General features: G+C 62.3%; 14 protein-coding genes. 7 read left to right on the top strand and 7 right to left on the bottom strand.

The genetic code is table 11. The features are described from left to right. Positions 1-88 precede the first annotated feature (88 nt). Positions 89-1,705, bottom strand: coding sequence for an NADP-dependent glyceraldehyde-3-phosphate dehydrogenase (locus tag BB029_RS17190; protein ID WP_065940080.1), 1,617 nt, complete (start codon positions 1,703-1,705; stop codon positions 89-91). A gap of 151 nt (positions 1,706-1,856) precedes the next feature. On the opposite strand from BB029_RS17190, the gene BB029_RS17185 reads away from it, so the two are divergent. The 3 genes from BB029_RS17185 to BB029_RS17175 all read left to right on the top strand — a co-directional run bounded on the left by BB029_RS17185 (position 1,857) and on the right by BB029_RS17175 (position 5,397). Then, positions 1,857-2,720, top strand: coding sequence for a Dyp-type peroxidase (locus BB029_RS17185; RefSeq protein ID WP_065940079.1), 864 nt, complete (start codon positions 1,857-1,859; stop codon positions 2,718-2,720). A 118-nt stretch (positions 2,721-2,838) separates the two neighbouring features. After that, positions 2,839-4,206, top strand: a complete 1,368-nt coding sequence (locus BB029_RS17180) for an MFS transporter (protein WP_065940078.1) — start codon at positions 2,839-2,841, stop codon at positions 4,204-4,206. 57 nt (positions 4,207-4,263) lie between these two features. Then, positions 4,264-5,397 (top strand): MFS transporter, encoded by a 1,134-nt coding sequence (locus BB029_RS17175; RefSeq protein WP_065940077.1) that lies wholly within the window; start codon positions 4,264-4,266, stop codon positions 5,395-5,397. Between the two features lies 1 nt (position 5,398). Here the strand turns inward: BB029_RS17175 and BB029_RS17170 are convergent, their stop codons facing one another. Then, positions 5,399-5,920 carry a DUF3087 domain-containing protein gene (locus BB029_RS17170; protein ID WP_065940076.1) on the bottom strand — a complete coding sequence of 174 codons (522 nt, stop codon included), beginning with the start codon at positions 5,918-5,920 and terminating at the stop codon, positions 5,399-5,401. 134 nt (positions 5,921-6,054) lie between these two features. Here BB029_RS17170 and BB029_RS17165 point away from each other — a divergent pair, with 134 nt between their 5' ends. Then, a complete protein-coding gene (locus BB029_RS17165; protein ID WP_065940075.1) occupies positions 6,055-6,234 on the top strand; it encodes a hypothetical protein in 180 nt (59 codons plus the stop codon). Between the two features lie 12 nt (positions 6,235-6,246). Next, entirely contained in the window at positions 6,247-6,447 is a 201-nt protein-coding gene (locus BB029_RS17160) for a DUF6021 family protein (RefSeq protein ID WP_065940074.1), read from the top strand. Between the two features lie 32 nt (positions 6,448-6,479). Here BB029_RS17160 and BB029_RS17155 read toward each other — a convergent pair whose 3' ends face one another. Beyond that, on the bottom strand, positions 6,480-6,716 hold the full coding sequence (locus BB029_RS17155; RefSeq protein ID WP_027606320.1) for a DUF6555 family protein: 237 nt from the start codon (positions 6,714-6,716) through the stop codon (positions 6,480-6,482). Between the two features lie 120 nt (positions 6,717-6,836). Here BB029_RS17155 and BB029_RS17150 point away from each other — a divergent pair, with 120 nt between their 5' ends. Further along, entirely contained in the window at positions 6,837-7,676 is an 840-nt protein-coding gene (locus BB029_RS17150) for an arylamine N-acetyltransferase (protein WP_065940073.1), read from the top strand. A 122-nt stretch (positions 7,677-7,798) separates the two neighbouring features. Next, positions 7,799-8,551: an outer membrane beta-barrel protein gene (locus BB029_RS17145; protein WP_065940072.1), complete on the top strand. Its 753-nt coding sequence runs from the start codon at positions 7,799-7,801 to the stop codon at positions 8,549-8,551. A gap of 126 nt (positions 8,552-8,677) precedes the next feature. Here the strand turns inward: BB029_RS17145 and nuoN are convergent, their stop codons facing one another. From nuoN to nuoK, 4 genes are read right to left on the bottom strand one after another with little or no spacing between them, the layout of a single operon-like run. Next, positions 8,678-10,141 carry an NADH-quinone oxidoreductase subunit NuoN gene (gene nuoN / locus BB029_RS17140; RefSeq protein WP_003174731.1) on the bottom strand — a complete coding sequence of 488 codons (1,464 nt, stop codon included), beginning with the start codon at positions 10,139-10,141 and terminating at the stop codon, positions 8,678-8,680. A 7-nt stretch (positions 10,142-10,148) separates the two neighbouring features. Then, positions 10,149-11,681, bottom strand: a complete 1,533-nt coding sequence (gene nuoM, locus BB029_RS17135; protein ID WP_017527174.1) for an NADH-quinone oxidoreductase subunit M — start codon at positions 11,679-11,681, stop codon at positions 10,149-10,151. 39 nt (positions 11,682-11,720) lie between these two features. Beyond that, positions 11,721-13,574, bottom strand: coding sequence for an NADH-quinone oxidoreductase subunit L (gene nuoL / locus BB029_RS17130; protein ID WP_065927062.1), 1,854 nt, complete (start codon positions 13,572-13,574; stop codon positions 11,721-11,723). Continuing rightward, positions 13,571-13,879: an NADH-quinone oxidoreductase subunit NuoK gene (gene nuoK, locus BB029_RS17125; protein WP_003174727.1), complete on the bottom strand. Its 309-nt coding sequence runs from the start codon at positions 13,877-13,879 to the stop codon at positions 13,571-13,573. The genes nuoL and nuoK overlap by 4 nt, the downstream gene beginning before the upstream one ends.

Here is a 13,879-nt window from a genome sequence, read left to right as displayed (position 1 = left end):
TAATTAAAGTGGCCTCGGTTTTGGATATGTACACAATCCAAATGTGGGAGGGGGCAGGTCCCCTCCCACCTTGAGATCGGCATTGTGCTTAGAAGATATAGTCGGTGGTCAGGAAGCTTGAGTCACGGTTGCGCAGGATGTCGCTGACCAGCGCCTTGTTGCTCTCCTGGAACTTGGTCGCCACCAGGGTGCGGATCGAAAATACGCGCAGCGCGTCATGTACCGACAGCGTGCCCTCGGCCGAGTTCTTGCGCCCGTTGAACGGGAAGGTGTCCGGCCCGCGCTGGCACTGGGCGTTGATATTGATGCGGCCGACCTGGTTGGCGAAGGTGTCCACCAGGCGTCCGACTGCCACGGCGTTGGTGCCGAAAATACTCAATTGCTGGCCGAAGTCCGAGTCGAGTACGTACTCGATCACCGTCTCCAGATCACGGTAGGGCACGATGGGCACCACCGGGCCGAATTGTTCCTCGTGGTACACGCGCATCTGCGGGGTCACCGGGTACAGCACCGCCGGGTAGAAGAACGAACCACGGCTGACGCCGCCATTGGCATTCACCACCTGGGCGCCGTGTTGTTGCGCATCGGCCACCAGCTCGTTGAGGTAATCGACTTTGCCGACTTCCGGCAGCGGCGTCAGTGAAACCCCGTCTTCCCAGGGCATGCCGGGCTTGAGGGTTTCCAGTTTGCGGTTGAATTTCTCAATGAAGCTGTCGACCACGTCTTCATGCACAAACAGGATTTTCAGCGCGGTGCAACGCTGGCCGTTGAAGGACAGCGAACCGGTGACGGCCTCGCTGACGGCGTTGTCCAGGTCCACCTCGGGCAACACGATGCCGGGGTTTTTCGCATCCAGGCCCAGGGCCGCACGCAGGCGGTGCGGCTTGGGGTGCAGCTTTTTCAAGTCACTGGCGGCCTTGTTGGTGCCGATAAAGGCAAAGATGTCGATCTTGCCGCTGGCCATCAACGCACTGACGGTTTCGCGGCCGCTGCCGTAGATCACGTTGATCACCCCGGCCGGGAAGCTGTCGCGGAAGGCTTCCAGCAATGGACGGATCAGCAGCACACCGAGTTTGGCCGGCTTGAACACCACGGTATTGCCCATGATCAGCGCCGGGATCAGCGTGGTAAACGTCTCGTTGAGCGGGTAGTTGTAGGGGCCCATGCACAGCGCCACGCCCAGGGGCACGCGGCGGATCTGCCCGAGGGTGTCCTGTTCCAGCTCGAAGCGGCTGCTGCGGCGGTCGAGTTCCTTGAGGGCGTTGATGGTGTCGGTGATGTAGTCGCAGGTGCGGTCGAACTCTTTCTGCGAGTCCTTGAGGTTCTTGCCGATCTCCCACATCAGCAGGGTGACCACTGCGTCGCGCTGTTCGCGCATACGTCGCAAAAATGCCTCGACGTGCTGGATACGCTCCACCACCCGCATCGTCGGCCATTCACCCTGGCCGCGGTCATAAGCGCGCACGGCGGCATCGAGGGCGGTGAGGGCGGTGTCGGCGTCCAGCAACGGCGTGCTGCCGATCACCACGCGGCGGTCGCCCAATTGCACCGGGCTCTGCACCTGGGCCAAGGGGCCGTTCCACACCTGCAACTGGCCATCCACCAGGTAGTCACGCTGTTCGATGGGCGCCGCCAGGCGGTATTGCTCGGGAATATCGGCGACGCGGGTGGGAAACAGCTGGGCGAGCAGGTTGCTGGTGGTCATGGCACTACCCCTGAAATAGTTGCAAAACATGACTAGAGAGTCACCCAACACAGGGCTCTATGGCAAGGCTTGTGCGCGTTGCACTGCACACCGGGGCGTGTCGCCTGCTCTTCGAGATAGTAGACTGCGCGCCTTTCTTGAAGGAGTTCACATGAGTCAGTACCAGCCGGGCATTCTTGCCGCACCGGTGCCTTTGCAGGCACGCCATCTGTTTTTTGCCGTGGACACCCTGGCAGCCGTGCCCGCTGCGCTGGACGCGCTGGTGCAGTTGACCGATTCGGCTGCAGTGGTCGGATTTGGCGAGCCGCTGGTCAACGCGCTGGGTGCAACAGTTGATGGCTTGCGCAGCTTTCCTGCCGTGAGCGCGCCGGGCGCGCACAATCCGTCCACCCAGCAGGCACTGTGGGTGTGGCTGCATGGCGTCGATCGCGGTGAGTTGCTGCTGCGCAGTCGCGCTTTCGAGAAGGCCCTGGCCCCGGCGTTTCGCCTGGTGCAGTCGACCGAAGGCTTCCGCTACAAGACCGGCTTCGACCTCACCGACTACGAAGACGGCACCGAAAACCCCCACGATGACGCTGCCGTTGAGGCCGCCCTGACCGACAGCGGCGCCAGCTTCGCCGCGATCCAGCAATGGCAGCACGACCTCGATGGCTTCGCCGCGTTGCCCGCCCAGGAGCGCGACCACATCATCGGCCGCCGCCATGGCGACAACGAAGAGTTGGAAGACGCTCCCGAATCCGCCCACACCAAACGTACCGCCCAGGAAAGCTTCACCCCGGAAGCCTTCGTGGTGCGCCGCTCCATGCCCTGGGCCGAAAATGGCCAGGCCGGGTTGATGTTCCTCGCATTCGGCCATTCCTTCGATGCGTTCGAAGCCCAACTGCGTCGCATGAGCGGGTTGGAGGACGGGATTGTCGATGGCCTGTATCGCATCAGCACGCCGTTGACCGGTGGTTACTACTGGTGTCCGCCGACCCTCGGTGGGCGCCTGGACCTGAGTGCACTGGCAGGCTGATCGCCTTTACCTGTGGCGCGTGGCTGAACATGAAAATTCGGACAGCCACGCAATCCCCCACTGAAAAAATCCCCGGCTGCCCGTAATCTAGACACCTTTGCCACTGTGCGGATTGTTCATGTCTTCTGTTGCCGATGGGCTGCCCCTCAATAAACGCCTGCCGGCCGTGATCGCGATCTCCCTGGGGATCGGCATGGCGACCCTCGATACGGCCATCGTCAACACGGCCTTGCCGACCCTGGCCGAAGGGATTGGCACCGATTCCGCCTCGGTGATCTGGGTGGTCAATGCCTACCAGTTGGCGATTATCGCCACGGTGCTGCCGTTTGCGTCCCTCAGCGATGTGCTCGGGCACCGCCGCGTGTATCTCGGCGGGTTGCTGCTGTTTATCGTCTCGTCGCTGTTTTGCGGGCTGGCCGGCTCGCTGGTGACCCTGACCGCCGCCCGTGTGGTGCAGGGGCTGGGGGCAGCGGCGATCATGAGCGTCAACACGGCGTTGCTGCGGCATATCTACCCGTCAAAAATGCTCGGGCGTGGCCTGGGCTATAACTCACTGGTGGTGGGGCTGGCGTTTACCTTGGGGCCCACGGCGGCGTCGGCGATTCTGTCGGTGGCGACCTGGCACTGGCTGTACCTGATCAATGTGCCGTTGGGGCTGTTGGCCCTGGGATTGGGCCTGCGTTCATTGCCGACCCTGCCGATGACCGGGCATGCCTTCGACCGCCTCGCGGCTGCACTGTGTGCCGGGTTGTTCGCCTTGCTGGTGCTGGGGCTGGGCACGGCGGTGCACGGTGCGCAGGGGGCGTTGACCCTGGGCTTGATTGCGGTGGCGCTGCTGTGTGGCGCCTTGCTGCTGCGCCGGCAGGCCGGTCACCCGGCGCCGATGTTGGCGTTGGATCTGTTCAAGCGGCCGGTGTTTGCCTTGTCTTCCCTGACGGCGATCTGCGCCTTCAGCGCCCAGGGCCTGGCCTTTGTGTCGCTGCCCTTTCTGTTGCAGGCGGTGCTGGGGCATAGCCAGGTGGAAACCGGGTTCCTGATGACGCCGTGGCCGGCGGTCGTGGCGGTGATGGCCCTGGTCGCCGGGCGCCTGGCTGACCGTGTGTCCCTGGGCCTGCTGTGCGGTATCGGGCTGTTGATATTGAGTGTGGGGATGGCAGCGTTGGCGACCTTGGGCCACGGCGCGTCGGCCTTCGATATTGGCTGGCGCATGGCGTTGTGCGGTGCCGGTTTCGGCTTCTTCCAGTCGCCCAACCTCAAGGCCTTGATGACCAGTGCGCCGTTGGCGCGCAGTGGTGGGGCCAGCGGCATCGTGGCGATTTCGCGGTTGCTGGGGCAGACGCTGGGGGCGTCGTTGGTGGCGCTGTGTTTCCACCTGTCCCTGGGCAATGGCCCGCTGTATGCGCTGTGGCTGGGTTGCGTGTTTGCGCTGGTGGGCGCCGTGGCCAGTGGCCTGCGTTTGCTGCCCTACGGGAAAAAGCCGTTGTAAAACGAGCGGCGGGAGGGCTACCGTGGCGACCTGAATATTTCGGGATGTTTCAGATTTATGTCCAGCCTGGCCCTCCGCACTGCCGATACCCATTCCCGCCGCGCTGCGTTGACCCTGGCCTTATGCCTGCCCAGTGATGTGTTGCTCTATCTGCTGCTGCCCATGGAGTCCCAGGCCTTTGGCATCACGCTCGCCCAGGCCGGTGTATTGCTGGCGGCCAACCGGCTGGTGCGGATTTTCGGTTACCGCCATGTGCTGAATTTCTACGCGCGCAACGGTGATCGCCTGACCTGCATGATCGCCGCCGGGGCCGCAACGCTGTGCGCCCTGGGTAATTCGGTGCTGTCGGGCTTTGCCGCGTTGTTGGGGCTGCGGCTGGTGTGGGGCCTGTGTTTCGCTGCGTTGAACCTGTCGACCCAGGTATTGGCCACCTCCGAGCCGGAGGGCGCCGCGCGCCGGGCCGGGCGTTCGCGGGCCCTGATCGCCTGGGGGCCGATGCTGGCGTTACCGTTCGGTGGCTGGCTGACGCTGTGGGTCGGGCCGCGTCCGATCTTTGTGATCCTCGCCGGCTGTTGCCTGGTGGGGCTGTGGATGGCGCGCGGCTTGCCCAGCGCCGGGCATGATTTGCACAGCACCCCGGGACGCCGTTTCAAGTGGCCCGACAGCGTGGCGCTGTGGTCGTTTATCGAAGGGGTGGCGCTGGACGGACTGTTTATTTTCGGCCTGTCGATCCAGGCGCAGAAGCTGCTCGGCGGTAATGCGGTGCTGATCGCCGGTGGCTTGATGGCCCTGCGTTATGTCTCGGAAATGCTCCTGAGCCCCCTGGGAGGCCACGCCGCCCAGCGCTTTGGCGCCACCTCGATGTTGTTGCTGTTTTCGTTCCTGAGTGCCTTGGCTCTGACGGCGTTCGGCAGCTATTGGGTGATTGTCGGCGCGGCGGCGGTGTTGGTGCTGCGCGCGTTGCAACTGCCCCTGGTGACCACCCTGGTCGCTGAGCGCAACCCCGGTTCGCTGCGGGTGTCGGCCCTGGCGTCGAATGCGGTATGGCGTGACATCGGTGCGGGCCTCGGGCCACTGCTGGCAGGCCTGCTGTTGCCGGTGGCCTCGGCCCCCCTGGTGTTTGGCGTGGCGGGTGCGGCGATTGCGGTGAGTGCGTTGTTCTGCTGGCGCACCCGTGTGGCAGCAGACTGACTTACGTGCGTTTCAATCCTTCCAGCCAGGCGGGATCAAAGCGGGTTTGTTCGGTGTCGATCCCCAGCACGTGCATCTTCGCCTGATGTGCTTCGATTTCCCCCACCAACTGCGCCTGGGCACTGGAGTTGGCGTCCAGGGCGTGCATCTGCGTCAGCCCCAGGTGATAGAAACGCAGGACCTTCATCGCCGTCGGATCATTCGCCTGTACACGCTCGGTGACGGTGTGCATCACGTTGGTCACGCGCATCAGGGTGCGCTTGAGCTGCCAGCCATACACGGCCGGTGCCAGCCACGGTTGGGTGCGGAACGGGCCGCGCAGCAGGGCGACCGTTATCAACACCCCGGCGAATACGCCACCGACATTGAAGCGGAAGTTGTCACCGTCGGGTTCGCCGAACAGCATCACCGCCAGGCTCGACAGCAGCATGGCCAGGGCCACGAACAGCACGGCCACGATCAGCGTGCTGCGGCGCGTCTGTTGGCGATAGGTGACGGGGTCGCAGTGTTTGAGCTCGAACATCCGGTCCAGGTCTCCAGGGCGGGTAGGGGGACGGCATCTTCTCATGGTCAGCGGTCAGTGGTGGGGCAATCAAGTTGAACCATGATCTGGGGCAGTTTCTCTAAAACGCTGTAGTCCCTTTGAGGTCAACCACCATGCCCGAATACAAGCAGCCACCGCCCGGTACCCCGGACCCCGATCGCACGCCCGGCGAAGAGGAGCGCGACAACGATGCCTTGCGCCCCAATGACCCGAAAGAGCGTGACGCCCAGGATGATGTGGAGCGCGTCGAAGAAGACCTGGAAAACCTCCACGACAAAGCTCGCCCGCTATAACAGGAGACCATGATGAACAAGCGCTCGGATGGACCGCCCTCCAACGAACACGCCAGCGGCAAGGATGAGCTGGGATTTGACCCGGACTCGCCCGATGTGGCTGATCCGCAGGTTGATCCCATCGGTCCGGCCATCGCCCCGCTGGATAAAAAGGCCAAGGACGACGCGAAAAAAAAGCCGCCCTACGATCCGTTGGGCGACTTGAAGAAATGAACTGAGCCCCGCCAATGAGCGGGGCTTTTTATTTATCTGGGCGGCATCCAGGTGACGTCGGTAATGCCGTACTTTTCGGCCCACGGGCGCGTGGTTTTTTTCACTTGCTCATGGCCGACGCGGCCGATACGACTGACATGCGCAATGTCAGCGTCAACGGCTGCCCAGTGCCAGGCCTCGGCGTTGTTCATCACTTCGGCACGCACCACAAAGGACTTCGGTTGACCGTGCAGTTGGTAGTGGATGGTGTAGATTTTTGCGGTACTCATGTTGCCTCCCTGTCTTGTTATAGATGGAGAGGGAACGGTTTAAAAAGGTTCATTCAAAATGACAATCTGCATGCTTGCGCGGCATAGTGACGCATTGCTCCCGCGCCCAAGGATCGCGCCATGACCCTCCTGAACCACAGTCGCCTGTACCTGCAACGCCTGGGTTACGATGCGCCGCCACCGCCCACCCTGCAGACCCTGCGGGATTTGCAACTGCGTCATGTGTGCACCTTCGCCTTTGAAAGCCTGTCGACCCTGCTGCGCCTGCCGGTGCCGATCGACTTGCCCAGCGTCGAGCAGAAAGTCCTGTTCGATGGGCGGGGTGGGTATTGCTATGAGTTGAACCAGATGTTCCTGGCGCTGTTGCAGGAACTGGGCTTCGAGGCCCGCGGCATTACCGGGCGGGTGGTGATGGGCGGGCCACCGGAGGCTCGTACGGCGCGCACCCACCGCCTGAGCCTGGTGACCCTGGACGGCGTGCGCTACATCACCGACGTCGGCTTTGGTGGCATGGTGCCCAGCAGTCCGCTGCAGTTGGACACGCAAGCCGTGCAGGCCACGGCCCATGAGCCGTATCGCCTGACTCTCAATGAACAGGAGAGCAGCTACACCTTGTGGGCCGAGGTCGCGGGGGAGTGGCGTGGCTTGTATGTCTTCGATCTGCAAGTGCAGGCCGACATCGACTATGAAATCGGTAACTGGTACGTCTCGACCCATCCGGGATCGCCGTTCCTGGGTCAATTGAAAGTCGCACGCCTGGCAGCGGGCGAACGCCACACGTTAAACAACGCCCATTATGGGATTCACTATCTGGATCGGCCGAGTGACAAGCGTGTGATCCAGAGCGCCGACGAGCTGCTGGACGTGCTGGGCACTACCTTTGGGATTCGTGTGCCGGGTCACCCTCAGCTTGATTCAACCCTTGATGGCTTGGTAATGGCTGTACGCCAGGAGTATTGACCTAGAGCCATCGCTGAACCGTTTTACCTCCAGGTGGGGGCAAATTTTTCGAACCTTTGGTGCCAATCTGGGTTCGAAGCGTTTCCTGGATAATTTGCCCACCAGACAAGGAGATGTAAACGATGTCCAAACTATTCGGAAGCTTCCTCAAAAATTCCTCACTGCTGGCGCTGGTCGCCGCGCCAGCAGTGGTGTTCGCCGCACCGTCCACTGGCCCGATTTCTACCTTTGGGATCCTGGGCAGCTACAACGACTTCAAGCTCGAAGGCGGTAGTGAAAGTGATAAGGACCACATGCCCGAAGCCGGCCTTTTCTACAATTTCGGCAACAAGCTCACCGCCGAGTCGGGCTTTATCTACCAGGCAGGTGTGGAAGCCAAGTACGGTAAAAAGAGTGATAACAAACTCAAGGAAGGCCAGGCCGACCTGGATCTCGGCTGGCGTGCCGCGCTGGATGCGCGCAACTTCGTCGATGTGATCGTGGGCGGCGGTTACAGCTGGACCCGCTATGAGCTGGACTCGAACGACTACGACATGGAACTCACCAACAAGTCGCCGTTCGCCAAGGCAGCCCTGGGCTACAACCATCAGTTCGATGACATGACGCTGCGTTTCGAAGCCGGTGCGCGTCGCACCATTGATGGTCGTACCAAGCTCAAGGTGGACGGCGTGGGCAGCGACACCGTAGACCTCAAGGACCGCACTAACCCGTATGCGGAAGTCAGCCTGCTGATGAACCAGAAGGGCGACTTGCCGGTGATGGCGGGCCTTTACTACACCCGCACCGAATACAAGCTCGACGGTGATTCCGAAGTGGCCGATAACACTCGTCTCAAGCGGGATGAGTACGGGGTCAAGGTCGGTATCGCGTTCTGACGCGGTTGCAATGTAAAACGCCCCGAACATTCGGGGCGTTTTTTTGGGGGCTGTTGCAGGTCAGCCCAGAACGCAAAAACGGCGCCCTGGGGCGCCGTTTCTGTTGGTTCACATACCGCTAAGGGATCAAACCCCCAGCACCGCGTGCTGCACCAGGGTCAGCAACGGTTGTGGGTACACGCCGAGGAAGAAGGCGAGCAGGGCGATGGCCAGCAGCATCACGCCACCGGCTTTCTGTTCCCAGTGCAACTCGGCATCCACACGGCGCAGGTTTGGCTCGATCAGGTACAGGGTGACCATCACGCGCAGGTAGTAGAACACGCCGATGGCACTGCCCAGTACCAGGGACGCAACCAGCCACCACTCGTGGGCTTCGACACCGGTCGCGACGATGTAGAACTTGCCGATAAAGCCCGCGGTCAGCGGGATACCGGCCAGGGACAGCATCATCACGGTGAGTACGGCGGTCAGGTACGGACGGCGCCAGAACAGGCCGCGGTATTCGTACAGGGCGTCGGCGTCACGGCCTTTGTAAGGCGAGGACATCAAGGTGATCACGCCGAACGCGCCGAGGCTGGTGATCACGTAGGTGACCAGGTACACGCCGATGGCTTCCACGGCCAGGCCTTTGCTCGCCACCAGGGCGATCAGCAGGTAGCCGAAGTGGGCGATGGACGAGTAACCCAGTAGGCGCTTGAGGTTGTTCTGGGTCAGCGCCAGCAGGTTACCGAACAGGATCGACGCGATGGCGATCACGGTCAGTACGTTGCTCAGCACGCCGGTGTTGGCGGCAGGCGAGATCTGGAACAGACGCACCATCACCGCAAACACAGCGACCTTGGACGCGGTCGCCAGGAACGCCGCCACCGGCGCCGGGGCGCCTTCGTACACGTCCGGGGTCCACAGGTGGAACGGCACCAGCGACAGCTTGAACGCCAGGCCGATCAGCATCATCGCCAGGCCCAGTTGGGCGATCGGCGCGGGGCTGTTGGTGGCGGCCAGGGCGTGACCGATACCGGTGAAGCTCAGGCTGCCGGCTTCGGCGTAGAGCAGGGCCATGCCGAACAACAGGAACGCGGAACCGGCGGCCGACAGCACCATGTACTTGATGCCGGCTTCCAGGGAGCGCTTGTTGAAGAAGGCGTAGGCCACCAGGCCGTAGGTCGGGATCGACAGCAGTTCCAGGCCGATGAACAAGCCGGCCAGGTGCTGCGCGCTGACCAGCACGATACCGCCGGCCGCAGCCAGCAGGATCAGCAGGTACAGCTCTTCGCGGTTGCCCGGGTAGCCGGTGCCGCCTTCGCCGAGGTAGGCGTGGGCGAGGGTGACGCAGGCGAGGGTGGCGACGAGGATCAGCGCGATATACAGCAGCGCGAAGTCATCGACCATCATCAGCGGGGTCACCGCCAGTGGCGCGACCTTGAGTGCCGGGATAATCGACAGCAGGGCCAGGTTCAAACCGGCGCAGGACAGCAGGAACGTTTGTGAATGATTGCGGCGCCAGGCGATCGCCAGCATCACCACCACGATGGTGAGGCTGGTGATCAGCAGCGGCGCAAGCGCGATAAAGTGTTGGATCGTGAATTCCATAGCGCTCTTACCGGGCCGAAGCGAGTTGAGAGAAGGCGGTGCCGAACCACTGCTGCACGCCATGCATCGTCGCGGCAGAAGTGTCCAGGAACGGTTGCGGGTACACGCCGATGTAGATCAGCAATACCGCAAGGCCGAGCACCATGATCAGTTCGCGAGCATCCATCCCCTTGAGGACGGTGTCGGACTTGGCCGGGCCGAAGTAGGCGCGGTGGATCATGATCAGCGAGTAGACCGAACCGAATACCAGGCCGGACGTAGCAATGGCACTGATCCACGGCGTTTGCACGAAGGCACCCATCAGGATCAGGAACTCGCCGATAAAGTTGCCGGTACCCGGCAAGCCCAGGGACGCGGCGGCGAAGAACAGGCTGATCGCCGGCAGGTACGCAATGCGCGACCACACGCCGCCCATCTCACGCATGTCACGGGTGTGCAGGCGCTCGTACAACTGGCCACTCAGGATAAACAGTGCGGCGGCGGAGACACCGTGGGCCAGCATCTGGATCACGGCGCCTTGCAACGCCAGCTGGCTGCCGGAGTAGATGCCGATCAGTACGAAGCCCATGTGGGAAACGGACGAGAAGGCAATCAGACGCTTGATATCGGTTTGCGCGAACGCCAGGAACGCACCGTAGAAGATCCCGATCAGACCGAGGGTCATGGCAATCGGCGCGAACTCGGCCGAGGCATTCGGGAACAGCGGCAGGGCGAAACGCAGCAGGCCGTAGGCCGCCGTCTTCAGCAGGATACCGGCCAGGTCCACGGAGCCGGCGGTCGGCGCCTGGGCGTGAGCGTCAGGCAGCCAGGAGTGGAACGGCACCACCGGCAGCTTCACCGCGAAGGCGATGAAGAAGCCCAGCATCAGGATGTACTCGGTGGTCAGGGACATCTTGGTTTTCAACAGGTCGGCGTAGTTGAAGGTAATCACGCCCGTCGAGTTGAAGTTGACCAGTACCAGGCCCAGGATCGCCACCAACATGATCAGGCCGGAAGCCTGGGTGAAGATGAAGAACTTGGTCGCCGCGTAGATCCGGGTTTTCTTGCCGTCCGAAGAACTGTGACCCCAGAGCGCGATGAGGAAGTACATCGGCACCAGCATCATTTCCCAGAAGAAGAAGAACATGAACAGGTCGAGGGCGAGGAACACGCCGACAACGCCGCCCAGGATCCACATCAGGTTCAGGTGGAAGAAGCCTACGTGACGCTGGATCTCTTTCCAGGAGCAGAGTACCGAGAGGATACCCAGCAGGCCGGTCAGCAGGATCATCAACAGCGACAGGCCGTCGAGGGCCAGGTGCACGTTGATGCCGAAGCGCTGGATCCACACGTGCTTGAATTCAAGCGCGAACGTCGGATCGACACCCGGTGCCGGAGCGAATGAATAGTCGCCATGGGCCCACAGCCAGAGGCCGAGTGCGAGTTCCAGGGACATGGTCAGCAACGCAATCCAGCGGGGGAGGGTGGCGCCGAAGCGTTCACCCATCCAGCAGAGCAGGCCGCCGATAAAGGGGATCAGGATTAGCCAGGGCAGAATCATGACGGGCTCGTTTCCTTTCGCAAGTTCGCAAAGTTCATATCAGACCGCTACCACAACGATGGCGCCGATCACCAGCACGGCACCGGCCGCCATGGAAGCTGCATACCAACGCAACTGGCCGGTCTCGGTACGGCTCAGGGCGGTGTGACCGCCTTTGGCCGCGCGCGGGATCAAACCGATGGTCTGGTCGAGCGGGTCTTTACGCAGTACATGACTGATGGCCAGGTAGGGCTTGACGAACAGTTTGTCGTAGAGCCAGTCGAAGCCCCAGGCGGCGAACCACCAGGCCGAGAGGAAACGGCCGATGCCACTGTTGGCCACGGCGGTCACGAAGCGACGCTTGCCGAGGAACAGCAGGGCCGCCAGCAGGATGCCGGCGATGGCAATGGCGCCCGAGGCGATTTCCAGGCTGTGCTTGGCGGCGCCGCCGGCATGACCGGCGCTTTCCGGCAGCACACCGGCCAGTGGCGGGGTGATCAGCGCGCCGATGAAGGTCGACAGGATGATCAGCACCGACAGTGGCAACCAGTGGGAGATGCCATGGCCTGCGTGGGCTTCGGTCTTGGCTTCACCGTGGAAGGTAATGAAGATCAGGCGGAAGGTGTACAGCGAGGTCATGAACGCACCCACCAGGCCTGCGTACAGCAGGTTCTGGTTACCGCTGGCAAAGGCTTCCCAGAGGATTTCGTCCTTGGAGTAGAAACCGGCGGTCACCAGCGGCAGGGCGGCCAGGGCGGCACCACCGACGATGAAGCTGGCGTAGGCCAGTGGCAGTTTCTTCCACAGGCCGCCCATCTTGAAGATGTTCTGCTCGTGGTGGCAGGCCACGATCACCGCACCGGAGGCCAGGAACAGCAGGGCCTTGAAGAAGGCGTGGGTCATCAGGTGGAAGATCGCCGCGTCCCAGGCGCCGACGCCCAGGGCCAGGAACATGTAGCCGATCTGGCTCATGGTCGAGTAGGCGAGGATCCGCTTGATGTCGGTCTGCACCAGCGCGGCGAAGCCGGCCAGTACCAGGGTCACGCCGCCGACGATGCCCACCAGGTGCAGGATGTCCGGCGCCAGGGTGAACAGGCCGTGGGTACGGGCGATCAGGTAGACACCGGCGGTCACCATGGTTGCGGCGTGGATCAGTGCCGACACCGGGGTAGGACCGGCCATGGCATCCGCCAGCCAGGTCTGCAGCGGCAGTTGCGCGGATTTACCTACGGCGCCGCCCAGCAGCATCAGGGTTGCCAGGGTGATCCAGAAGTCGCCGACCTGGAATTTCTGCGGTGCCAGCACCAGCAGTTCCTGGATGTTCAGCGTGCCCACCTGTTGGAACAGGATGAACAGGCCGATGGCCATGAACACGTCGCCGATGCGGGTGACGATAAATGCCTTGAGTGCCGCGTTACCGTTGTTGCGGTTGCTGTAGTAGAAACCGATCAACAGGTACGAGCACAGGCCTACGCCTTCCCAACCGAAGTACAGGAACAACAGGTTATCGCCAAGCACCAGGAACAGCATGCTGGCGATAAACAGGTTGGTGTACGAGAAGAAGCGCGAGTAGCCCGCTTCACCGCGCATGTACCAGGACGCGAACAGGTGGATCAGGAAGCCCACGCCCACCACCACGCCAAGCATGGTGATCGACAGGCCGTCGACGTAGAGGGCGAAGTTGGGCTTGAAGCCTTCCACCGACATCCACTGCCACAGCACCAGGGTGTAGTGGCCACCTTCCGGCGGCGCCACGTTGAATTGCCAGATGACGTAGGCGGCAACGATGGCCGACAGGCCAATGGAGCCCACACCGATCAGGGCCGAGAGGTTTTCCGACCAGCGTCCGCGAGAGAACGACAGCAGCAGGAAACCGATCAGGGGAAATACGAAAGTCAGAAAGATCATGTTCATCCGCGCATCTCACTGGCAGCGTCGATATCAAGCGTGTGGAAGCGACGATACAGTTGCAGCAGGATCGCCAGGCCGATACTGGCCTCGGCGGCTGCCAGGCTGATCACCAGGATGAACATGACTTGTCCATCCGGCTGGCCCCAACGTGCACCTGCAACGATGAACGCCAGTGCTGCAGCGTTCATCATGATTTCCAGGCTCATCAACACGAACAGAATGTTACGGCGAACCATCAGGCCGACCAGGCCAAGGCAGAACAGGATGCCGGCGACCGCCAGACCATGCTCCAAAGGGATAGCAGGCAT

The sequence above is a fragment of the Pseudomonas sp. S3E12 genome (assembly GCF_001702295.1).
Lineage (GTDB): Bacteria > Pseudomonadota > Gammaproteobacteria > Pseudomonadales > Pseudomonadaceae > Aquipseudomonas > Aquipseudomonas marginalis.
The sequence above is the reverse complement of the archived record's forward strand: the minus strand, read 5'-3'. Positions and strand labels throughout refer to the sequence as shown.